Annotated in this window: 21 protein-coding genes and 1 pseudogene; 9 read left to right on the top strand and 13 right to left on the bottom strand. The window is 34.8% G+C overall.

Annotation, left to right across the window (positions count from 1 at the left end):
• Nucleotides 1–139 precede the first annotated feature (139 nt).
• The 3 genes from PSA_RS09730 to PSA_RS09720 form a co-directional block, all read right to left on the bottom strand.
• On the bottom strand, nucleotides 140–3,337 hold the full coding sequence (locus tag PSA_RS09730; RefSeq protein ID WP_042144902.1) for an amidohydrolase family protein: 3,198 nt from the start codon (nucleotides 3,335–3,337) through the stop codon (nucleotides 140–142).
• A 169-nt stretch (nucleotides 3,338–3,506) separates the two neighbouring features.
• Nucleotides 3,507–4,205 (bottom strand): LytTR family DNA-binding domain-containing protein, encoded by a 699-nt coding sequence (locus PSA_RS09725; RefSeq protein ID WP_042144900.1) that lies wholly within the window; start codon nucleotides 4,203–4,205, stop codon nucleotides 3,507–3,509.
• A complete protein-coding gene (locus tag PSA_RS09720; RefSeq protein ID WP_042144898.1) occupies nucleotides 4,205–5,935 on the bottom strand; it encodes a sensor histidine kinase in 1,731 nt (576 codons plus the stop codon). Before PSA_RS09720 ends, PSA_RS09725 begins: the two co-directional genes overlap by 1 nt.
• 133 nt (nucleotides 5,936–6,068) lie before the next feature.
• Here PSA_RS09720 and PSA_RS09715 point away from each other — a divergent pair, with 133 nt between their 5' ends.
• Both PSA_RS09715 and PSA_RS09710 read left to right on the top strand, forming a co-directional pair.
• A complete protein-coding gene (locus PSA_RS09715) occupies nucleotides 6,069–7,502 on the top strand; it encodes an alpha/beta fold hydrolase (RefSeq protein WP_052379951.1) in 1,434 nt (477 codons plus the stop codon).
• An 81-nt stretch (nucleotides 7,503–7,583) separates the two neighbouring features.
• Nucleotides 7,584–8,600 (top strand): serine hydrolase, encoded by a 1,017-nt coding sequence (locus PSA_RS09710; RefSeq protein ID WP_052379950.1) that lies wholly within the window; start codon nucleotides 7,584–7,586, stop codon nucleotides 8,598–8,600.
• Nucleotides 8,601–8,621: 21 nt separating this feature from the next.
• Here PSA_RS09710 and PSA_RS09705 read toward each other — a convergent pair whose 3' ends face one another.
• The gene (locus tag PSA_RS09705) at nucleotides 8,622–9,446 is read right to left on the bottom strand and encodes a M90 family metallopeptidase (RefSeq protein ID WP_042144896.1); all 825 of its coding nucleotides are present in this window, start codon (nucleotides 9,444–9,446) and stop codon (nucleotides 8,622–8,624) included.
• 205 nt (nucleotides 9,447–9,651) lie between these two features.
• Between PSA_RS09705 and purM the strand changes: the two genes are divergently transcribed.
• From purM to PSA_RS09690, 3 genes are read left to right on the top strand one after another with little or no spacing between them, the layout of a single operon-like run.
• Nucleotides 9,652–10,704, top strand: coding sequence for a phosphoribosylformylglycinamidine cyclo-ligase (purM, locus tag PSA_RS09700; protein WP_042144894.1), 1,053 nt, complete (start codon nucleotides 9,652–9,654; stop codon nucleotides 10,702–10,704).
• Nucleotides 10,704–11,348: a phosphoribosylglycinamide formyltransferase gene (purN, locus tag PSA_RS09695; RefSeq protein ID WP_042144892.1), complete on the top strand. Its 645-nt coding sequence runs from the start codon at nucleotides 10,704–10,706 to the stop codon at nucleotides 11,346–11,348. Before purM ends, purN begins: the two co-directional genes overlap by 1 nt.
• Before the next feature lie 46 nt (nucleotides 11,349–11,394).
• Nucleotides 11,395–12,075: a DUF3108 domain-containing protein gene (locus tag PSA_RS09690; RefSeq protein ID WP_231665241.1), complete on the top strand. Its 681-nt coding sequence runs from the start codon at nucleotides 11,395–11,397 to the stop codon at nucleotides 12,073–12,075.
• A 172-nt stretch (nucleotides 12,076–12,247) separates the two neighbouring features.
• Here the strand turns inward: PSA_RS09690 and PSA_RS09685 are convergent, their stop codons facing one another.
• Together PSA_RS09685 and PSA_RS25185 are read right to left on the bottom strand one after the other, a co-directional pair.
• Nucleotides 12,248–13,012, bottom strand: coding sequence for a class II glutamine amidotransferase (locus PSA_RS09685; protein WP_042144890.1), 765 nt, complete (start codon nucleotides 13,010–13,012; stop codon nucleotides 12,248–12,250).
• A 158-nt stretch (nucleotides 13,013–13,170) separates the two neighbouring features.
• On the bottom strand, nucleotides 13,171–13,329 hold the full coding sequence (locus PSA_RS25185) for a hypothetical protein (protein ID WP_157575762.1): 159 nt from the start codon (nucleotides 13,327–13,329) through the stop codon (nucleotides 13,171–13,173).
• Nucleotides 13,330–13,514: 185 nt separating this feature from the next.
• Between PSA_RS25185 and PSA_RS26845 the strand changes: the two genes are divergently transcribed.
• Nucleotides 13,515–13,589, top strand: a complete 75-nt coding sequence (locus PSA_RS26845; protein ID WP_337589993.1) for a hypothetical protein — start codon at nucleotides 13,515–13,517, stop codon at nucleotides 13,587–13,589.
• Between the two features lie 307 nt (nucleotides 13,590–13,896).
• Here PSA_RS26845 and PSA_RS09680 read toward each other — a convergent pair whose 3' ends face one another.
• The 5 genes and pseudogenes from PSA_RS09680 to PSA_RS26295 form a co-directional block, all read right to left on the bottom strand.
• The gene (locus PSA_RS09680) at nucleotides 13,897–14,082 is read right to left on the bottom strand and encodes a hypothetical protein (RefSeq protein ID WP_042144884.1); all 186 of its coding nucleotides are present in this window, start codon (nucleotides 14,080–14,082) and stop codon (nucleotides 13,897–13,899) included.
• A 137-nt stretch (nucleotides 14,083–14,219) separates the two neighbouring features.
• Nucleotides 14,220–14,627 (bottom strand): hypothetical protein, encoded by a 408-nt coding sequence (locus PSA_RS09675; protein ID WP_127924100.1) that lies wholly within the window; start codon nucleotides 14,625–14,627, stop codon nucleotides 14,220–14,222.
• A 236-nt stretch (nucleotides 14,628–14,863) separates the two neighbouring features.
• Complete coding sequence (locus PSA_RS09670; RefSeq protein WP_059364897.1) at nucleotides 14,864–15,121, bottom strand: hypothetical protein; 258 nt, start codon at nucleotides 15,119–15,121, stop codon at nucleotides 14,864–14,866.
• A gap of 323 nt (nucleotides 15,122–15,444) precedes the next feature.
• Nucleotides 15,445–16,320 carry a site-specific integrase gene (locus PSA_RS09665; RefSeq protein WP_052379949.1) on the bottom strand — a complete coding sequence of 292 codons (876 nt, stop codon included), beginning with the start codon at nucleotides 16,318–16,320 and terminating at the stop codon, nucleotides 15,445–15,447.
• 573 nt (nucleotides 16,321–16,893) lie between these two features.
• Nucleotides 16,894–17,475: pseudogene (locus tag PSA_RS26295) on the bottom strand (IS5 family transposase); the annotation flags it as partial.
• Here PSA_RS26295 and PSA_RS27155 point away from each other — a divergent pair.
• Nucleotides 17,468–17,689 carry a cytochrome D1 domain-containing protein gene (locus PSA_RS27155; protein WP_042144873.1) on the top strand — a complete coding sequence of 74 codons (222 nt, stop codon included), beginning with the start codon at nucleotides 17,468–17,470 and terminating at the stop codon, nucleotides 17,687–17,689. The pseudogene PSA_RS26295 and the gene PSA_RS27155 sit on opposite strands and share 8 nt — an antisense overlap.
• Before the next feature lie 56 nt (nucleotides 17,690–17,745).
• Nucleotides 17,746–18,672 (top strand): bifunctional precorrin-2 dehydrogenase/sirohydrochlorin ferrochelatase, encoded by a 927-nt coding sequence (locus PSA_RS09650; RefSeq protein WP_042144871.1) that lies wholly within the window; start codon nucleotides 17,746–17,748, stop codon nucleotides 18,670–18,672.
• 53 nt (nucleotides 18,673–18,725) lie between these two features.
• Here PSA_RS09650 and PSA_RS09645 read toward each other — a convergent pair whose 3' ends face one another.
• Complete coding sequence (locus PSA_RS09645) at nucleotides 18,726–20,171, bottom strand: aerolysin family beta-barrel pore-forming toxin (RefSeq protein ID WP_042144869.1); 1,446 nt, start codon at nucleotides 20,169–20,171, stop codon at nucleotides 18,726–18,728.
• A gap of 211 nt (nucleotides 20,172–20,382) precedes the next feature.
• The gene (locus tag PSA_RS09640) at nucleotides 20,383–21,264 is read right to left on the bottom strand and encodes a LysR family transcriptional regulator (RefSeq protein ID WP_042144867.1); all 882 of its coding nucleotides are present in this window, start codon (nucleotides 21,262–21,264) and stop codon (nucleotides 20,383–20,385) included.
• Between the two features lie 289 nt (nucleotides 21,265–21,553).
• Between PSA_RS09640 and fadE the strand changes: the two genes are divergently transcribed.
• Complete coding sequence (gene fadE, locus PSA_RS09635; protein ID WP_042144864.1) at nucleotides 21,554–23,974, top strand: acyl-CoA dehydrogenase FadE; 2,421 nt, start codon at nucleotides 21,554–21,556, stop codon at nucleotides 23,972–23,974.
• Nucleotides 23,975–23,986: the final 12 nt, after the last annotated feature.

Here is a 23,986-nt window from a genome sequence, read left to right as displayed (position 1 = left end):
AAAAGGAGCCTCTGAGGATTTACACTTCGTTGTTATGCCAGCTCGAAAGGGAATCACCATTAATTCACTGACATGCCTAGAATTGTAAAACCTCATAAGCTCTGAGTGGTCACTTAATTATCGGAATTGGTATTATCTACTACTTCTCAAAGTACATCAGTTCTCTTTTCTTCTTACCCATTTCTTGCATTTTTGCAGCGTCAAATAAACGGCCGTTGATCATAGTGTAATCAACACTATCTGTAATACGAATATTTTCTAATGGATTACCATCAATGACAATAAGATCAGCAAGTTTTCCGACTTCTAATGAACCAATGTTTTTATCTAGACCTAAGTAACGGGCTGGATCAAGTGTTGATGCGCGTATCGTTTCAAGCCCTGTCATGCCGCCTTGATCAAACATCCACATTTCCCAATGGGCAGCTAAACCTTCACGTTGACCATGCGCACCTAAGTTTACAATAACACCTTCATCCTGAAGCTCCGAAGCAACACGTGCATTACTAAAGTGATTATAATGGTGTTCAGGTGCTTTTGGACGCCTCATAGAGCGCGGTAGAAGCTGATTTTTTGGTACAAACTGAGATAGTCTAGGGTGATCCCAAACATCTGTTTTATCATACCAGTAATTTTCACCCCAAATACCACCATAACCTACAACAAGTGTTGGTGTATAACCGACATCACTTTGACCCCACATTTGTTTAATATCATTATAAATATTAGCAACCGGAATAGAGTGCTCTACACCTGTATGGCCATCAGCAACCATAGATAAATTATGTTGCAATAATGAACCACCTTCAGGCACAACCATCATACCCAATTCACGACCTGCTTGGATAATTTGCTGACGTTGTTCACGGCGAGGTTGGTTATAAGATTTAACACTAAAAGCACCTACTTTTTGTAAACGCTCTAAATGGAATTTAGCATCATCTAACGAATCAACATGTGATGTATAACCTGGACCATTTGCACCATATAAGATAGTACCGGTAGAGAAAATACGCGGACCAACAATCATGCCTGCTTTTTGCATTTCACTGGCAGCAAATATTTCAGTTGTATCGTTTGATGGATCGTGGATTGTTGTTACACCAAGCGATAACCCTGCAAAGTTCTTCCAGTTTTGCTGAGGTACAATCTCATTTGACGCTTGAGAACCGTGGGCATGCGCATCTACGATACCTGGCATAATTGTTTTACCAGATACATCAACTATTTTTGCGTCTTTTGGAATAACGACTTCAGCAGCAGTACCAACAGCTTTAATGTGTTTACCATCTGTCAGTAATACACCGTTTTCTATCACTTTATCGCCATCCATAGTGATAATACGTGCGCCAGTTAACGCTATCATACCCTCTGGTGCATGCATGGTTTGTTTAAAACCAATATTTTCACCACTTTCAACTTTAAAATCACTGTCTGATTCCTTTATGTCAAAAATGCCAGCTAAATCACTATGGTAAAGCTCTGGACCTAATGACCAATATAACTTATCGCTATTAGCACTCCAGCTAATATTTTCACCAGCACGCTCTGATAATTGTTCAATTGGGAATTGAGCCGCTTTAGGCCCAATATTGATTGTTTTACCGTTTTCAACTAATGGCGTTACAAATACTTTGAAACGCTCTGCAAACGCTAAATATTCACCATCTGGCGATACTCTAAATTCAGTTGCTAATTTTGATTCATAAAGCTTACTTACCTTCTTCGAATCAAGCTCAACCATTAATAAACTTGGCTTTGGATAGCTATCTAATAAGTATATTTTATTTGCATCTTTACCGAATTGTGGTTGTGCGCCTTTTTTAGTAATAAACTCTGATTTACCGCCTTTAGCTGATACAGAATAAATACCTGGTTTTAATGACCACTCAGGATTTAAGATTGAACCGCCACGTGCTTTGCGATATACCAGAGTTTTGCCATTAGGGCTAAATACGGGTTCAACATATTTACCAGGAGCCTTTACAACTGTTTTGCCTTTACCATTACGAGCAGATACAACACGAATTGTGCCTTGGTCGTTATCATCCCAAGTTGTGTATGCTATTTTTTTACCATCACGAGAAAACGTTGGGAAAAATTCAAAGTGAGAGCTTTGTTTCGTTAAACGTTTTACTTTTCCTGACTTTAAATCACGTTTATAAATGTGACCCATAGCTTCAAATAAAGCTGTTTTGCCATTTGGCGAAACTTGCACGTTACGTAGCATTTTCACATCAAATTCAGGTGTATCTAAATCTTGTGTAAAACGTAATGCTTTTTGTAATTTTTTACTGGTTTGAACTTTAAAAGGGACTTGCGATACTGATTTATCAGACACATCTAGCTTATGGATTTTACCCGCAGCCCAAAATACAAGTTCATCACTATCTGGTGTCCAAGCGATATTGGTATATACACCATGAATAGCCCAAGTTTCTTGCATATCACGTTCTAACTTATCGTAAACTTGCGTATGCTTACCTGACTCTAAATCATATAGATATAGGCTAGTTTGAAAGTCATCACGTTTGATATAAGCGAGTGTTTTACCATCAGGTGAAGGTGTAGGACGTATTGCACCACCCATACCTGAAATAATTGTTTCTATTTCGCCTGTTTTGCGATCATAACGCTTAATTTTGTAAATACCCGCAGTTGAATCTTTTGAATAATGGAATGTTTTACCTGCTGTGCTGTCCTGTGAGAAATACACATATTTACCATCAGGAGAAAAGGCTGGCTCACCTAAATCTTTTTGATCATTTGGACGTTTAGTTAACTGCATGCCTTTACCACCTGCTTTGTGGTAAATCCATACTTCACCCGCACCTAAAGAACGCGTATCAGTAAAATGCTTACGTGCAACAAGAAAATCGCCATCTGGGCTCCATGCTGGGCTGTTTAATAAACGAAAAGTCTCATTTGTTACCGCTTTTGCATTTTTGCCATCAAGATCCATCACCCAAATGTTATCACCACCACCTTGATCTGATGTAAAGGCAATATGTTTGCCATCAGGACTAAATTTAGGCTGCATTTGCCATGCAATATCTGTTGTTAATAATGTCGCTTTTTGATCAGCTTTGCCATTTAATGGCATAGAATAAATATCACCTAACAGATCAAATACAATCGTTTTACCATCAGGACTCACATCAACGTTCATCCAAGTACCTTGATCTACTGATATTTTAGCGTCAAAGAATTCCCCTTGAGGCGCATCAACATTCCAACTTGGTTTCTCGTCTTTGTTAACATCTTTATTTGCATTTACTTGGCCACTTAACGCCAAAGATATTGACAGCGCAACAGCTGTTTTAATGGTGTTTTTCATTTTAAAAACTCGTTGTTTGTGTGTGTTTTATTTTTCTCATTTTGATTTGAACACCAATAACAGAGAATTTCTATCAATATCGTTGAATCACCTAAAATCAACGATAGATTAGTCAATTATCATAGGCAGGATTTAATGCATTTTTAAAGAGAGTTTAAACTTTGAGGGATTAAGAAAGTAAAGATTTTACTTCTTGATAACGACTACGACTCACAGGGACTTCATTATTATCTTGCATTAATAATTGATAGCTCGCTCCTGAACCAATTTTAAGCGCTACCACTTTATTAATATCAACAATATAAGAGCGATGAACACGAATAAATTGATTTGGTAATAACATAGCTAATTTATCTATCGCTTTGTCATGTAAAGCAATCTCAGCAGAATTCGTATGTAATTGTGTATAATGGCCATCCGCCTTAATAAAATTAATATCAGCTATTTTAATAAAAGATAAACCATCATGTTTTTTTACTGCCAGTTGTTTTAGTTCATTACTGGCATGGCTACTTTTATCGTTAAATCGTATTAACGCAGCCTCCAACCGCTCTTTTTGAAAAGGTTTGGCTACAAAATCAAGTACGCCATATTCAAATGCGGTGATAGCTTGATCACTATATGCAGATACAATAATAGTATGAAAACTTTGCGCTGAAATATCTTTTAATAAATCAAAGCCATTTTCACCATGTAAGTTTAAATCTAATATCAATAAATCTATGCTCTGCTGTGTTAAATATTCATTAGCATCTTCAATATCATCAAACCAATTAATGTTAGGTTTTTCAGCTTCAAGTATTTCCTCTATTTGTCTCTTTAAACGCTGTGCGATAATAGGTTCATCTTCAACAATGACAATATGCATTAACTTTCCTTACCTAATTCAATATTTTTTATCAAAGGGAATCTAATGTTTGTTTGCCAAGTATCATTTTTTGCAACTGATTCGAAAAGCCAATTATGATTAAAACTCTCGATTAATCTAGTATTAATATAATCCTCTCCTATACCTGTGCCTTGATGATTTTTATTTCTAAATGGTGTGATGATTTTTATTTTAACTAAGTTGCTTATACTTATTTTGATATCAAAACAGTCACCATTCTTTATTCGGTTATGAGAAAAAGTATTTTCGATGAGTGTATGAATAATCGCTGGTGGAATAAAAAAGTCATTGTCTGTCACCTCAATATTGAGCTGTATTTGTTTTTGATATCTATATTGCATTATTTTAAAGTGCTTTTGACACAATGCCATCTCTGTGGACCAAGGCACTAACTTTTTATGAGACATAGTATTTAATAAACGAAATTCATCAGCTAAAGCATCTATAAATTTAACTGCAAGTTTTGGCTGTGTTTCAACCCACTCCACAATTAAAGTCAAGCTATTCATTAAGAAATGGGGTTGCAGGTTTCGTCTTAACATTTGCGCTTCTAACCTTAATGATTGCATCGCCTTTGACCTTTCATGAGCAAACTGTACCATTAAACTATATAAGTTAGCCAAAGCGATAAAAGAAAATAAAGCAGCAAACCATTTATCAATAAATGAAAAAGGTAAAATAACCATCAATATAAAACCTGCAATTAATATACTCAAATGCACGAATGAACTTGGTTGCTTTTTTCTATAAGCTTTTAGATTAATTAACAGAGAGATAGCTAGAGCCAAAACAAAAATTGATAAACTTTTAATATCGTAACTAGGTGCTAATACTGCCAAAGCAATAAAACTAAGTAACGTAAAACTAAACCAAATCGCTTTTCTTTTTACTTGATAATAAAACAGGTAATAAGCAATCAAAGTCATAGCTGTTAATAATACATTTAAAATAATAATTCTAAGTCTTAAAATATGAAAGTCCCAAGGATAGTTCCAAAAATACTTTATGACTTCTAAACCAATTAAAGTCCCTGAAAAAAAACATAAACAACCAAAAATGATAAAAGCAGGCCTTTTTTCATATAAAAAATATACTAAAGCAAAAAATACTGCTAATAAAAACATGGCACCGCCAAGCATTAAAGGGATTATTTTTTGTTGGAAATTGATAGCTTGCCGACCATTATTGGATGTTAAAAACATGCCATAGTAAATAGAATGCATATCTTCTAAATGACTATATGTAGACAGTTCAATGCTCAATAAGTGTTGACCTTGTGATAATTCATGTTGAGATAAAGGCACTGACATTTCTATCGGACCAACCTGCTCAGAATTTAAATCAAATCCTGGTATTCCTTTATCTGCTATGTAATTACCATCCCAATAAAAAGTGGCAGAACCTAAAAATAAAGCGCGTAAAACAGTATATCGAGGGATTTTTGGTTGATTAATATTTATAGGTATTCGAATACAGTAATGCTGGTATTCACTCATTTGGGATAAATAAAATTTAGGCCAATGACTATCATCTAAATGTTTATCGTGACAATTTTTAACCGTGCCATTTAAAACGCGCGCTCCCTCACCTAACACCTGAAAGTACTCTGATGCTTGTACTTTAGATTCTTGTGTTTTGATTTCTTGGGCTATGGCTTTTGTACTTAATAACAAAAATACTAAAGTAATTAATAAGTGATATATTTTCATTTTTCTATTGTAACTACTTTATTCCAAAGATAAATGCATTTGGTGATACACCAGTGTCATTGGTGCAATTGTAAATAAAAGCATTCTTTTTAACATTACACTTGACTCAAAATTAACAAACAGAGTCTTTATTATGAAATTACTTTCTCACGTTTTATTACCTATTACTTTAATTGTATCAGCCCAACTAAGTGCCAATTCAGAAGAACTATCACCTTATGAATATACTGGTTACAAACAACAAAAGGTAAATGCCCAAATAGGGTCTTTTAAAGTACCTGAAAATAGAAACAATCCAAATTCAAGAGAGCTTACTTTAACTTATGTAAAATTTCCAACAACCAGTAAAACACCCGGTAAACCCATTGTATATTTATCCGGTGGCCCAGGAGGATCAGCTACAGGTACAGCTAAACGCTCACGGTTTGAACTTTTTAATAAATTACGTGGGGCTTCGGATGTCATTTTATTTGATCAGCGTGGCACTGGACTGTCAAATGATTTAAAAAGCTGTAAAGCGACCTCTTTTGATTTAAAAATACCATCAGATGAAAAAGTACTCATGGTACAAACGGTATCTGATGTTAAAAAATGTGTCACTCAATGGCAAAACCAAAATATAGATTTAGATGGGTACAATACAAAACAAAATGCGGCTGACTTAGTTGATTTAGCCAAAGCGCTCAATACAGATAAGATTAATCTATGGGGCATAAGCTATGGCTCACACTTAGCTTTTACTGCAGCTAAATATCACCCTGAGATAATAAACCAAATGGTTTTAGCATCTTTAGAAGGGTTAGATCATACAATTAAACAGCCTGCTCGAGTACAGGCTTTAATAGAAAAAGTATCTTTAATGTTGAAAACAAACCCAGCGACTAAAGATAGGTATCCTGATTTTATTGGAGATTTAACTGGTGTTTTAAAAAATCTTGAAGCATCACCACAAGTTGTTAATACGCAAGATTTTAGAACTAAAAAACCGTTAATCGTAGGCATAGGTAAAATTGATATGCAGTTTGCTTTAAGCTTTATATTTTTAATGGACCCTAAATATTTAATGCAATTACCACGTATCGTTACTGATATGAAAAACAATCAGTTTGGAGAAATCGCTTCATATATTGCTTATATAAAAGGTATGTCAGCAGAACATACGCCTATGAGTCTAGCAATGGATGCCGCTTCTGGTATTTCTAAAAAACGGTGGTCAAGAGTTCAAGAACAAGCTAAAACAGCTTTAGTTGGCAGAACCACAAACTTCCCATTTCCAGATATTAACGCTGTATTGCCTGTAACTGACTTAGGAAATGAATTTAGAGAAGAGCTTCATTCTGATATTCCAACATTATTTGTATCAGGTACTTTAGATGGCAGAACACTATATCAAAGCCAAGTTGAATTAGCGGCAAACTTTAGCAATGCCAATATGATCACAGTTGAAGGTGGCGGCCATAATGTATTTATGACTGCTCCTGAAATATCAGAACGTGTATTAGCGTTCTTTAAAGGTGAAAAAGTGCAATCGCATACTATTACTTTAGAGCCTATTAAGTTTCAGTAGATAGTAAATACTTAATTGTTTACTTGGCAGTAGATTAAAATCTAAAAAGCTGCCACTTTATCGTTCAAAAAAAGGAAAAAAATGAAACTCACGATTCAGCTATTATTTTTAGTATTACTTTTCTCAACACAATATGCTTTTGCAGAAAATAATCAATACCAAAATAAAATAGAACAATTTATAACTACAGCTAATAAAGATAACAACTTCAATGGTACAGTATTAGTTGCAAAACATGGCGACATCCTATTTCACAAATCATATGGGTATGCTGACAAACACAAAAAGGAGCCTCTTACCAAAGAACATAGATTAAGCCCTGGTTCAATTGCTAAAGAATTTACCACTGCTGTTATTATGCAATTAAAAATGAATGGGAAATTAAGATATGAAGATAAAATATCACAGTATTTAACTTTCCTACCTGAATGGGCGAATGATATATCTATCGAGAACATTCTAACCCACACAAGTGGTATGCCAAAAGTAAAGTGGCACGCTAATATTACAACAACAGATATCATAAAACAGATAGGTGAAATAAAAACACTAGAGTTCAAACCGAACCAAGATTATTTGTATACAAATTTAAATGTAGTTTTAAGAGCATTAATCGTAGAGAGCATCATAAGGTCACCTTTTAAAAGCCATTTGAAAAACACCCTTTTTGTATCTGCAAATATGACGAGTACTTTTAATAAAACCGCTATAAGCCCTAATACTAAATTAATAACTTTTGGTGATTATCCCACAGCAATATCTGGACTAACAATTTATACAACAGCATTAGATTTGTATAAATGGGAAAAAACACTCTGGGGGAATAAACTCATTGATAGAGAGCACTTAAAAAAAGTTATAATAGCACCAGGTTTAAGCGGTAATCCCCACAGAGCATATTTTGATTTTGGAACATTTACAGTCAATAATAAACAGAGATTAACTCAATTAAGCCATAACGGTAGTAATCCAAGCCACCACGCCATTAAGTATAATGATTTCGATAATGACATAATCATCATTCTTATGTCATCAGATGGACGAAAGGCAACTCTTTATGAGCTAAAAGCAGCAATATCTAAAGTTTTAAAGACTTAAACCTTATTTTGATATTTAAAGTTAAACCCACTGCCTAGGATCAAATTCATAATACGCCAACAGAAGCTGATATAACTCTGGGTCTTGATTTTGTAACTGGGCAGGTTTTTCAATAAAGGTTTCAGTTAATACTGCAAAAAACTCAGCTTCATTAGTTGCACCATACCGGTGAATCACATTGGGCATACCATAAGCTAAGTTTGTTTTTAATTGATTAAAAGCGCGATTAAAAACCTGCCCCCATTGTTTATATAAACTCTGAGTTTTTAACTGAGGCGTACCGCTGGTAAAGCCTGTTTGCTGGTCCAACTGATGTGCAAATTCATGAAATACTAAATTATGACCATCTTCAGGTAATCGGTTGCCTTCTAACACATCATGCCACGAAAGCACTAAAGTACCACCTGGCCAAGACTCCCCTTGCCTTACAGTTTCATGAAAACTAACAAGCCCTGCGCCATCTTTTTTATTTTCTTGGGCATAATAAGCACTGGGATATAGCAGCACCTGTTTTACATTTTTATAAATAGGCCAAGTTTTATTTAATACCAATAAACACGCATTCGCTGCAACAACTAAGCGCATACCCGCATTCACTTTTAAGCCATCTCGGCCTAAAAAGCTAATATTGTCTAAAAACCATAAAATATGCTGCTCTAACTTGCTGCGGTCATCATTTGTCATATTTCTATATATGGGCATCACTTTTAATAGCAGTTTTTTTTGGCTTTTTGTTAAAGTTCGACCAATATATTTTTTTTGCCAAAAATGGTTTTTGATTTTATTCCATTGCCAGTAGAGCACTACAAAAATAATTAAAACAAAAGTTAAAAATATATTTATCATTCTCAAATCCTAAATAACTATAATTAATTTATGGGTATTTAATATTTAAAATTCAAGCCAATCTAGCTACCGGACAAAAGTCCTTATACCCTTGTAAAAATTAAGCTAGCGATTACGCTAAAAATACTAGCGAGTGCGAAACAATTAAGGTAAAATGCGCGCCTTTAAAGACCATCCACCACATACTAAATGTTGAGGAATTTCTGTGAGCGAACAAAAACAGTCTCTTAGCTACAAAGACGCGGGCGTTGATATCGATGCTGGTAACGTACTTGTTGAACGTATTAAAGGCGTTGTAAAAAAAACTAAACGTCCTGAAGTAATGGGCGGTATTGGTGGTTTTGGTGCTTTATGCCAAATTCCAGCTGGTTATAAAGAACCTGTATTAGTAGCTGGCACAGATGGTGTAGGTACTAAATTACGCTTAGCAATCGATTTAAAGCAACACCAAGGTGTTGGTATCGATTTAGTTGCTATGTGTGTTAACGATCTAATTGTTCAAGGTGCTGAGCCTTTATTCTTCTTAGATTACTATGCTACGGGTAAATTAGACGTAGATACTGCTGTTGATGTTGTAACTGGCATCGGCGCTGGTTGTGAACTATCTGGTTGTTCTTTAACTGGTGGTGAAACTGCTGAAATGCCAGGTATGTACGAAGGCGAAGATTACGACATCGCAGGTTTCTGTGTTGGTATCGTTGAAAAATCAAAAATCATCGATGGTACTAAAGTTAAATCTGGCGACCAACTAATCGCATTAGGTTCAAGCGGTCCACATTCAAACGGTTACTCTTTAGTACGTAAAGTACTAGAAGTATCTGGTGCTGATACTTCAGCTGAATTTTCTGGTAAAACTTTAGGCGAGCATTTACTTGAGCCGACACGTATTTACGTTAAGCCTGTATTAGAGCTATTAAAGTCTGTTGATGTACATGCACTATCACACATCACTGGCGGCGGTTTCTGGGAAAACATCCCTCGCGTATTGCCTGAATCAGCAAAAGCTGTAGTTAAAGGTGATAGCTGGGAATGGCCTGCAATCTTTGATTGGTTACAAGAGAAAGGTAATATCACAACACACGAAATGTACCGCACATTTAACTGTGGCGTAGGTATGATTTTAGTTGTTCCAGCTAACGAGTTAGAAAACAGCTTAAACATCTTAAAAGAACAAGGTGAAAACGCTTGGCACATTGGTGAAATCCAAGATGCTGTTGAAGGCGAAGAGCAAGTAGATATCGTAGGCGGCACTAAGTAATGAATCGAATGCGCATTGCAGTATTAATTTCTGGTAGCGGATCAAATTTACAAGCTATCATTGATGCGTGTGAGAAACAGCAGATCAACGGCGACATAGTCGCTGTGATCAGCAACCGTCCAAATGTATATGGTCTTGAAAGAGCTGAGAAAGCTTCGATTGAAACTGTGGTCTTAGATCACAAAGAATTTGAGTCTCGCGAAGCTTATGATAGTGCCTTAATGGAAAAAATTGACAACTTTACACCAGATCTAGTTGTATTAGCTGGTTTTATGCGTATTCTAACCCCTGGCTTAGTGCAAAAATATAAAGGAAAAATGTTGAACATTCATCCTTCATTGTTGCCTAAGTACCAAGGGCTGAACACCCACCAGCGTGCAATAGATGCAAATGATAAAGAGCATGGCGTTAGCGTTCACTTCGTAACTGAAGAATTAGACGGTGGTCCCGTTGTACTTCAAGCTAAGATAGATATCTTACCTGAAGATACAGCAGACTCATTAGCGCAGCGTATTCATCAAAAAGAACATATCATCTATCCGTTAGTGGTTCAGTGGTTCAGTGAACAACGACTAAAAATGGAAGAAGAATATGCAGTTTTTGATAATAAAAAACTTCCTGCACACGGTGAAAACTACGCTTAAAAACAGTTTTAAATTCAAAGGTGCTTTACTAAGTTTAAGCACCTTAGTGATTACCCCTAGCTTTGCCAATACCAGTACAGATACTTCATCTACTGCTATCAAAGAGTATACCGCAAAATATGATGTACTTCGCAAAGGCGAACGTTACGGTCAAGCAACTCGCATTTTCAAACAATTAGATGATAAACATTGCCGTATCAGCTACGAAAGCGATATTGAATGGATGATTTTCTCTGATAAACGCACCGAAATATCCACTTTCCCTTGTTTTGATGCCCAAGTATCTCCACTTAAATATCAAATGATCCGTTCAGGTACAGGACGAGATAAAAACTATAAAATCAGTTTTGACCGCCAGAACAAGCAAGTTTTCAGTAACAAAGAAAAATTCCCTTTAAAACTTATTTGGGATGATGCACTGCAAGATGGCATTTCTTATCAAGTACAATTTCGCCGTGATGTTCAAGAAGGTAAAACTGAATTTGATTACCCATTAGTAGATAAAAAAGGCCGTGTTCGTCATTATAAGTTTCAGGTAATAGGTAAAGAGACAATTACGCTACCTATTGGTAATGTTGAAACAATTAAGGTAAAACGCCTATACGATAACGACAAACGCCAAGTAACAGTCTGGTTTGCACCTTCTTTAGATTACATGATGGTAAGAACATGGAAAGGTGAAAAAGGTGTAGAGCAGTTTGATATTCAGTTAAAGTCTTTAAACTAAGAAATCTTGATAAAAAATAAATTCGTAGACGGGACTTCAGTCCCGTTTTTACTCCGTTACATTTCTGAATCAAAATGCGCGGATGATTGGTAATAGCTCCTGCATTACTCTACTACTTTATGTAAATACCCGCCTACCTGATTTAGATTACTCTTAATATGTATTGGACTGATTAAACCAACTCACCTAATTTAAATAATTTAAAATCACCCTCTTCTATTTTATGCCAATCTTCATCTTCAGTCAGTGGCCTAGTTGCAATCACAGTCACTACGTCATTAGGTGTTGTTTCTTTTTGAAAATCAATAATTACATCAGCATCAATTAAAGACGCTTTACCAAATGGCGCTCTACGCGTGATCCAATGTAAATTATTAGTACAATATGCTAAAACATACTCACCATCTGTCAGTAACATATTAAATACACCTTTAGCCTTCAGCTTAGGAGCTAACTGGGCTGCATATCTAAATACTGGCGCCATATCTTTTGGCTTTTCAGTAAACTTTTTACGAATTTCATCTAAAATCCAGCAATATGCCAATTCACTATCAGTATCACCCACTGGTTGATAAAATTCAGGATTTAAATCATCGTAACCAGATAATTGACCATTGTGAGCATAGGTGATTTCTTTACCCCAAAGTTCTCTAGTAAATGGATGAGTATTTTCTAAACATACTTCACCTCGATTACCTTGACGTATATGACTTATTACAGAACGACTTTTAATTGGATAATGCTTTACCAATTTTGCGATTTCAGATTCACAACTAGGCAATGGATCTTTAAATGTACGACAGCCTTTGCCTTCGTAAAAGGTAATACCCCAGCCATCTTTATGAGGTCCTGTATTACCGCCTCTCTCTAAAAGACCAGAGAAACTAAAACAAATGTCTGTTGGTACATTTGCAGACATGCCTAAAAGCTCGCACATAAAACTAAAACCTTCTAAATTACAATTAGTTAAGCTTAAAATAAAATGAAAATCAATTAAATGGTCTCATATGTGGTACCAGTTAAGATTCTTTAAGCATGGAAAAATTAAACTATATTCTGATCTTGTCATACACATAGTTAAATAACAATTTTAGTTTAACCGACAATAGGCCTCAAACTATCTTTTAAACTTTTTGATGCTTCTTTATAACCTTTAAATGCCGCATCTATAATTGGCGGCCCTGCACCTGTTTTGGTGTAGCCGTGGGTTTCAAGTGCGGTTTTACCTTTCTTTACGGACAGGTGAAAATACATGACAATGCTTTAAAGTTATTTAAAGAGAAAATCAGGAAGCTCACCAATCGTAATTGGGGTATATCTATGACACTACAAATTCATAAACTCACACAATTTTTACGTGGTTGGGGGTATTACTTTTTGATAGCCAATGTTAACAACTCGCGGTTGATCTTGATGCTTGGATACGACGTCGATTGCGTATGTGTTATTGGCGTCAATGGCAAAAGGCACGAACAAAGGTGAGAAGTTTAATTAAACTAGGAGTGAGTATTTAGCTATTTCATGTTGCATCACAAGTAAGGGACCTTGTAGAAGCTCAAAAACCAAAGGGATCAATATAGCGATCAACAATGATTTTTTGGCTAAACAAGGACTCGTATCATTAAGAGATGTTTGGATAAAGATTCATTACGGGAGATGAACCGCCCATTGCGGACCCGCATGATGGGTGGTGTGGGGGCTGGAGGTTAGAGACCTCCTTTCTTCTAATGATGAATTTCAAATCGAAGGTGTTGTAACTAAGTCTATTCGTTTTCATAGACAAGCACCCGAGTTAAGTTGAATATTCAATTTTCTTATTGATCACAACTCAAGTTCCATACAATAAAAGTCTTCATTGGCTGTATTAATTATCCTCGAATTATTATTAACATCTGTTAAGTGGATAACCATTCCTTCATAACTCTCAAGTGTATAGCCAAACTCTCTAAGCTCCCCATTAATACCAGTAGAGATTTGGACTTTTTTCCCTAAAAAATCATCGAACATATTCAATCCTTAAATTATGTTTAAATAAAAATAGTATATAAAAAATACAAAAGTTGTAAATAGTCAATATCTCACTTTTGGGTACGAAAATATGCATAAATTAGAAACGTTCCTAGTAATGAATTAGCTATACTTAACTAAGCAGCTAACCAGAAATCTTGTTCTATTTGGTCCATCAATGAAGCTTCACCACTGAGCACCAACATAGCTAAATCTCTATCACCAATGATGTCAGCATGATAAAAATCTTTATGCTCTTTTATTGTTGGTGATATTTTTTCGCGGCCATCAATGTTTGCATAGCTATAACTCAACTCAATCAACTCTTTAGCCTGAGCCCAATCATCTGAATTCATCATGTAAATTGAAAAGCCGGACCTTCTCCATTTGTCATTCAATGTAAATCTATCAATCTTATCTCTTTCAGTATGATCAAATGTCATTACCCTAGGGGGAATTGCTTTCAATGCATTCATTTGGGCTGTCCATTCAATATCTAAGCGTTTTTCTTCATCAATTAATGTTTGACCTTCTAAAATGGTCAATTCTCCATTAACGACCTTTACAATCACATCTTCAAAGATGATCTTTTTACCTTGTTTAAGATCATCAATTTTATCTTTGTTAAAACCTAGCTTAATTAGCTTTAACTCCTCGGCAGCGCCTATAGCCCCTAGCGTACAGTTATTTGATAAGCTAATAATATAATAGCTATCAAAACAGTTACCTCTAAAGCTTTAATAAGCCAGCCAAGTAATACAAAAAAATCAGCATACATATTCTAATTACTCTCTGCTTGAGGTGGCTCAACACCACCGCCATTTTGAGGACTGACTTTTGGTGGTTCAGCTCCCCCGCCATTACCAGCACCGTAAGTTAAAATTTCACTATTTATTTTTTGAGCAGAAACACTCAAAGTTAAAGTGTCATTTTTTAAAACTTGTAGTTTTTCACTTTGATCTTCTTTTGGTTGTTTCTGTTCAACCTTAACAGGTTCGATTTTTTGATACTGTTTAATGTTGTTATTTGAAATTTCCATCTTTACTCGATCCATTTAAATTTTAGTAAAGATACAATTTACTTTTTGTATACCTAAAATGCAAAAAAACTGTATAAATACTCAGTAGTAATATCCTTATTAAACTACTGAGTATTTGATTGGTATGCTTCATGTCCAGGAAACATTTTCATAATGCAGAAATATTGTGTTTTATTTATTGTGATTTAATTGTTATTAAAAATGCAATTATTAATTTGCTCAATATAAAACCAATTAAACGTTTTTTTGTACAAAAAAATTAAATCGTTAATTTTTATTTAATTTTAAAATAATTTCTAAATACTGTGTCCATATATCCATCGCTATTTTTTTTCTTTTATATAATCATATCTATCATAATGTAATGTTGATACGTCACCTTTATCCCGTTGCTGAAGTATGTCTCTTTCTATTTTGCTGATACCTGCTTTACCCATTAATGTTTTACATGTTCTCCGCATATCTCTAGGAGTAAATAATTTAAAGTTATTATTTTTACACCATCTTTGAGTCGCCATTCTTAAAGTTGAAATGTGAGCAGGTTCGTCGGCTTTATCTCTGTGCGGAAATAAATAACCTGTTGTACCAAGATTTAAAATAAGAGATTTAATTATGGGTTCGGCTAAATGGCTTATAGGTATTAAATGTTCACCACGCCTTTTAATTTTTACTCGTGATTTTGGAATAGTAAATGTATTTCCTATTTCTTCGTCAAAAATAAATTCCTCGGCTTTAGAGTGATAAAGCTCCATTACCCTTTGACCAGCTAGGCAAAGTGAGAGCTTTAAAAAGTTATGTGTTTGTAAAGGTATGTTTGTAGCGTGCCATAATTTATAAATTTCTTCTTCATCTAACCAACGATCACATACATTTTCAGGGGTTTTAAATGCAATGTCGCGAACAGGATTTATTTTTACTCCATACACATCGGGTTTTTTATATTGCTCTGGTGAATTATCAAAATCAATTGCGAACTTGAACAATGACATTATGATGCTTCGTAACAATCTTGCTTGCTCTTGCGCCCCTCTATTATAAACCCTGTAAATTATTTCTCTGGCTTGATCAATATCAAAATCAAAAGGAAGTAGTTCATCACTTATATAAGGTAGTAAATTGCGATTTAAGATCAGAACTGACCCTTTGATTGTGGTATCAGCCCAATTTTCATTTATAAAAATATAAAAATCGTCGACCATTTGTTTTTAAGTTTTTTAGGTTTCAAGTATTTCTTTTTGAATTTTTTCTTCTTTGGCTTGTAACTGAGGATCAATATCATTGAGCAGTTTTTCAGATATTTTATTATATTCTGTTCTTGGCATACACATGATTAAATAACAATTTTTGTTTTCTTAATAATAAATACCTTTAATTATAATGTACCTAAACTTATAAACTCGGCTTAAAATTTTTTCTAATACGATTCTCCTATAATCGATTACAGGGCTAGAACTAAGCTTTCTTTAATCATTAATAAATAGTCCCTAAAATCCATTTTAAAGGACTAATGTTTGCCTATGAAGCAATTCAATAATATAAATTTAAAACGAGAAAGTTATTGGATTTACAATGTTATTAAATGTACTAGGTAATTTAAGATTCATTAATAGATTTTAAAATATAATTATTTACTATTAATTAGTTATGTTAGTAACTCAATATATTTACAATGTTTTATTTCTAATTTATATGTTTAAGTTTGAACCTATTTTTATAATTTATTCTTCTATATATGCCATATTCCACTAAATTCACTAGGGGCTGTTGATCTTTCACATTGGAAGCCAAATCATTACACACGCGAGTGCTAACATACTTTCAAACTGCAACTTCAATTTATCATATCTTGTCGCTATAGCACGCAAGTGTTTCAGTCTTGCAAATGCATTTTCAACTAAGTGCCTATATGTATATAAACACCAATCTATATCACCATTACCTGTTTTTAAGTTTTGCTTTCTGGGGATGACAGGGCTTTAATTTCTCTCTCGTACTTTATTTCTAATAGCAGCACTATCATAGCCTTTATCAGCGATAACAAGAGCACTTTGAGGCAATAATTCAATCAACTCATTTGCTACTTTACTATCATGAACATCACCATCTGTAATAATAAATTCAATCGCTAAACCATAACTATCAACAGCTAAATGAATTTTACTGATATTACCACCACGACTTAATGCTATCGCTTGCTCGTGTTTAGATGCAGCACCTGTACTGTGTTGGTGTGCTTTAACATAACTACCATCAATAAATTCCCATTCTGTATCAGTATCTTGTGCTAACATTTTGAACAGTCTCATTAATATGCCTTTTCTTGACCAAAGAAGAAAACGGCGATAAATGGTATTTTACAACCCAAAATATTCAGGAAAAACAGCAGCTCATGTTGAGTTTACTAAAGATGGAAAATACGTTTTATTAAGAATTTGGCACAACGAGGGCGCTATGATCGTGTATGATGCTAATACATTGGAAGAAATTAAACGTTTACCTATGAAAAAACCTTCTGGTAAGTACAATGTATATAACAAAACACATTACGAACGTGGCACTAGCCATTAAAAATATCTCGGTTTGTTGCATTTAAGCAAACCGAGCTAAATTACCAAGGAATTTGTGTGCAATATTTCCCTATTTTTCTAGATGGCGAACAATTAAATGTATTAGTCGTAGGTGGCGGTGAAGTTGCGACTAGAAAAGTTGAGCTTATGCTCAAATGCCCTGCTAAATTAACCGTTGTTTCCCCCGACTTATCAACGAGCCTGACACATTTAGCAAAAACAAATAAAATAGAATACATTAATGGTCTCTATGAAAAATCATTACTAAATGACAAACAATTAGTTTTCGTTGCAACTGAAAATGCGCAACTTAATCAACAAATCAATGAAGATGCTAAAATGGCTAAAGTGTTAGCAAATGTAGTTGATAGTCCAGATCTTTGTCATTTTATTACTCCATCGATTGTTGACAGAACACCAATGACATTTGCGATGTCTAGTGAAGGAAAATCTCCAGTATTGCTGCGTTACTGGCGAGCCAAGTTAGAAACACTGATCCCACAAAATTTAGGTGCAATCGCGTCATTTGCAGGCTCAAAACGCCAACAAGTAAAAGATAAACTTGATAATGTGTCTAAAAGACGCACTTTTTGGGAAAGCTTCTTCTCATCAAGCAAAAGTGAGAATACCAGTTCTCTACCAGAGCTTTTTGAAACTTTGATAGATCAAACAACCAATATCGCCTCTCCTGCTGAGTTATATATTATTAATACACCTGATCACCCAGACAAGCTAACAATGGGCACATTACGACACATGCAAAAGTCAGATATAGCGATTTATGATACTGATATAGGTGATGATATTATCGAGTTAGTTCGCCGTGATGCAGAACGTGAAGTAAGAAATTATAATAATTATGATCAGTTTAAACACTATTTAAATGAAGGATTAAAAGTCTGTTATCTATCCACTCAAAATCAAGAAACGTTAAAACATTTAAAAGATAATATTGACAGTCATATTGAGATCTTAGATTTTTAAATACCACTAAAACACTGGGTCCGCTCTTAAATGTGAACCCAGTGTTGATTTAACTATAAATCAATCATTTCAATTTTAACCACTACATTTTTTAAACCCGCATCTTCTAACTGCTGTTTAACAGTTTGAGTATTTGACTGTTCATTATTTAAAGCGCTTATATTATTAATTAACGGACTTTCATCACCGAAATATATATTGCCAGCAAATTGACTTTGTGCATAAAAATGCCCAGTTAAAGTTGTTTTTTTAGGTCTTAAAACGTTACTTAACCAGTATTGCATTGTTGATAAACTTGTTTGCTCTATCATCCAAGGCCAATCCCACTTTTTATTTTCACCTGGAATATATCTATGCTCCCATTGGTATGGAATACTTTTTTCTTGACCGGCCCAACGACCAATTACAAAGTTCGCATTTTCATTAGGTCTATTATCAGGATGACTTAATAAGCCATTGCCACTCCAACGCATAAACCCATCTATAGATACATCATAGGTAATATCAGCATCAAATTCATACGGATAAGAGATAGAAGATTTAAATAAATCAACTTTTGCATTCAAGCTAGTATTGGCTGGAATATTTGTTCTGGCTTGGACAACAACTCTTTCACTTTCTGATCCGCCATTACTTGTTCCCCATGCTTGATTTGCTGATATCGTCACAGATAATGACGTATCAGATCCACCAGTAACTGAGGGGGATTTCCAAGTATTAGATAAAGTGACAGACTCTGATATGCTGTAATCATTTGTTTTTGACCAATTAGTTGAAGCATCATATTCGATTGTAACCACTGACATTTGTTCAACTGATGTATCGTTAAATGCAGGGACTGTGATTGTGCGTATCAATTCTTTATCTGCAGACACGACATCTCCAGTTATCTTATATGATTCAGTGTCCATTACATATTCAAAATTAGAAACATTAATTGTGCTTTTCTCATCACAACGATATCCAGAACAACTGCCGCCATTATACCCTTTGATCTGCCAACCAGAACCAGATTTTATGACTTCCATATCTTCACCAACATAAATAGAACGGTTGCCACCGACCCATGCGAACCCCATATAATGCGCTAAATATGAAAGAGGCATAATAAGTTGATCTTTTTGATTTACTAAATCCCATTCAATTTGGCTTTGACTACCAGGTGAAACTTTAAGCGCACTCAATACCGGAATTTCATTGATTGGATCTTTAGGGTAACACAAAGAATGCCAAGCCGTGTCACGTTTTATTTCACCAGCATAACCTGAACCCATAATGACCCAGCCATCAGCTAGGCCTGTGATTTGCCATTTTCCCATTTTATTAACGATATCATTTCTGTAGATTTGCGCTTCAGATTGCGTGATTAACCTGTTGTCTGTGGAGCATAATCCCGCCCCTAGATTTTCAAATTGTAATTGGTCAGGATAGATTATTGAAGAATTGGCGCTTACGATACTTGTATGCCCTAATAGCAAGATTGGTATTATTTTTTTCATTTAAAATACTTCCTTTATAAAATCATATATAAACTGCGTCCATTTATTAATTAAAAACCTGTTTAATTTTGGACCAGTTTGATTTTAAATATCTCTCTATTTTTTAATACAGACATAACTGAAAATTGATTTTTCAAAAATATAAGTTGTTTTTAAAGTTCAATAATTAACCATAAAGTTCATATTGACATCAAAAAATGGTTTTTAGAGCCTATATATCAACACCTTTTAACGATTTACTTAAGAAATCAATTAGATTTCTTGTGCTTTTCGGAATAAGTTTATCTGGCCAAATTAAGTTAATATCTCGTTTGATGGGCTTAAAATGCGTTAATATTTTTACTAAACTTTTATCGTTTAAGTGAGGTAATAAACAATATTCAGGACCATAATATACCCCTCTGCCTTCAACAGCAGATAACGCACACATTTCAATATCATTTGACACAAAATCGGTTTGCGGTTTAAACAGTACTTTTTCACCATTCATGGCTTTAAAAGACCAATTATCAAATAGAGAGCAACATATGTGTGGCAATAGTGCTAAGTCTTTAAAACTCTTGGGTAAACCATATTTCTCAATCAAACTAGATGAACATGCCAGTACAAAAGTCATTTGATTTATCACTTTACATATATTTTGTGAACTTTCTAACAAACCAATTCTAATAGCCAAATCAAATTCGGTTTTTTTTAAATCAAGGCGTTCATCAGATAGCATCATATGTATTTTAATATTGGGATATAAAATTGTGAATTGATTGATTACCCCAGAAAAATAAACACTCTTTATAAAGTTTTGTGGGGCAATAAGTTTAATTGTACTGACTTTGTCTTCATTCACATTCATAAAATTACATAAGATATTTTGTAAATTTTCAACATGTGTTAAGCAATGACTATAAAAGCTTTTGCCCGGTTCAGTTAACCGCAAACGCCCTTTCTCTCTGTAAAATAATGCCAATGACAAATTATCTTCGAGTTTTCTGATCCTTCTTTGTAAGGTCGGTAATGGGATATTTAATTTCACAGATGCTTCATGAAATGTTTTATATTGGTTAGTTTTTATAAAAAGCGCAACGATATCAAGCAAGATAAATCTCCTATCAAAATTGAAAATAAGTGGTTTTCTTATTCATATGTTTTCCACTTAAATTAATTTATTAAAACTGAGTATTGATTCAAAATACGCAACAGTCCCTTTAATAGCAACAGAAAGAATTACTAAAATTAATTATTTATTAACCGATATCTCTATGTGCTTCTAAAAGTAGCCCCAAAATAATTGAGTAATCATCACTATTGTGCACCCGTTTATGCGCTAGACTAAAATGATAACTAACACAGTTTTATATAAATCTACGCGCTAGAGGGATTAAAAAATGACAATGTGTTTCATAATTGTTTTATTAATAGGACTTGCTATTGCCAGTTACCACAGATCAAATTTAAATACCTGCTTAGGACTATCGCTTTTAATTTTATTAATAGGCTCTTTTATGGGTGCTTTTTCAACATTGAGTTGGTTGATTTTTATTGTTGTGACTTTACCTTTATGGGTCTCTAGTTTACGTCATCAATATATAATAGGACCTATTTTTAAAGTTTTTAAACGTATTACGCCCACTATGTCTAAAACAGAAAAAGAGGCCATTGCAGCGGGTACCACTTGGTGGGAAGCTGATTTGTTTTGTGGTAATCCAGATTGGAAAAAACTTCATCAATATCCTGTGCCGAGATTAACAGTTCGAGAAAAAACATTTATAGAAGGTCCTGTTGAAACCGTGTGCGCCATGCTAGATGACTGGCATGCAACCCATGAATTGACCGACCTACCACAAAATGTATGGCAATACCTTAAAGATAATCAGTTTTTTGCCATGATAATAAAAAAAGAATACGGAGGCCTTGAATTTTCAGCTTTTGCACAATCCTGTGTTTTGCAAAAGCTCAGTAGCAAATCTATGTTGCTATCCTCTATTGTGGGTGTACCTAACTCTCTTGGACCAGGTGAGTTATTGCAGCACTATGGTACAGATAAACAAAAACAAGAATACTTACCAGGACTTGCTAGCGGACAACATATTCCCTGTTTTGCATTAACCTCACCTGAGGCTGGCTCTGATGCTAGCAGCATTCCTGACTTTGGCATTGTTTGCCATGGAGATTGGCAAGGTAAAGAAATTTTAGGCATAAGACTCACTTGGAATAAGCGATATATAACCCTAGCCCCAGTTGCAACAGTATTAGGCCTGGCATTTAAACTGCAAGATCCAGATTGTTTATTAAGTAAAGATACCGCTCCGGGGATCACTTGCGCATTAATTCCAACAGAGCTAGAGGGCGTTGAGATAGGTCGCCGTCACTTTCCACTAAATGTGCCATTTCAAAATGGTCCAACAAGCGGCAATGACGTATTTGTGCCTATTGATTTTATAATAGGCGGTGAGAAAATGGCAGGACAAGGCTGGCGAATGCTCGTTGAATGTTTATCAGTAGGTAGAGCAATTACCCTGCCCTCAAATTCTGCTGGAGGCATAAAAGCTGCAGCTATCGCCAGTGGCTCTTATAGCCGAATTCGTCGTCAATTTAGATTGCCCATAGGACATATGGAAGGCATAGAAGAGCCTTTAGCAGAACTGGCTGGTTTTGCTTATAGTTCAGATGCTGCAGTGTCTTTATCTACAGGAGCCATAGATTTAGGTGAAAAACCTTCAGTTATATCTGCAATTATTAAATATCACCTTACCGAACAAATGCGTACAGCCATAGATAATGCAATGGATATACATGGTGGTAAAGGCATATGTTTAGGGCCAAATAACTATTTAGGCCGCGCATACCAAGGTGCGCCTGTTGCTATCACAGTGGAAGGCGCTAATATTCTCACTCGTAATATGATTATTTATGGTCAAGGTGCGATACGCTGTCATCCATTTGTTTTAACTGAATTACAAATTTGTGATATTGAAAATAATGATGAAGCAATCAAAGCATTTGATGAAGCATTATTGGGTCATGTCGGTTTTACGATTTCAAACTTTTTTAGAACCTTTTGGTTGTCACTAACAGGCGCAAAATTATCTAGTGCCCCCTATAAAGACGAAACACAGATTTTTTATAAAAGTGCTTCTCGGTTTAGTGCCTCTTTGGCCTTAATGTCTGATGTATGCATGAGTGTATTTGGCGGTTCTTTAAAAAGAAAAGAGCGCATTTCAGCGAGATTAGGTGATTTACTGAGCTACCTTTACTTAGTGAGTGCAACATTAAAACGCTATAACGATGAAGGTCGAAAACGTGAGGATTTTTATTTGCTGCATTGGAGCTGCCAAAATCATTTATATCATTGTCAACGCGCTTTAGCCGATCTAATAAACAATATGCCGTTAGCACCGTTGAGAGGTTTATTAAAAATAATTCTATTTCCTTGGGGGCGTCCTATTAGGAAACCTACCGATAAGCTAGAGCATGCAATTGCACATATTCTTCAAGTACCCAGTGAAACGAGAAGTCGATTAGCTAACTATTTATATTTGGCTGATGAACCAAAAAACCTTATTGGTCGACAAGAACAAATACTTAAAGATATTTTAGCAGTAGAGCCTATATTTGAGAAAGTCTGCTCAGCTAAAGGTAAAAAACTGCCCTTTATGGCTTTGGATAAAATAGCGAAAATAGGGCTAGAGCTTGAAGTTATAACATTAGATGAAGCTCATGCTTTAGAGCAAGCCGAAATAGGTCGATTATTAACAATAAATGTAGATGATTTTGATCATAAGGAACTAGTAGCTAGTAAATCGTAGGTATTAAAAAAG

The organism is Pseudoalteromonas sp. '520P1 No. 423', assembly GCF_001269985.1.
Lineage (GTDB): Bacteria > Pseudomonadota > Gammaproteobacteria > Enterobacterales > Alteromonadaceae > Pseudoalteromonas.
This window is presented reverse-complemented; position numbering and strand designations above follow the sequence as displayed.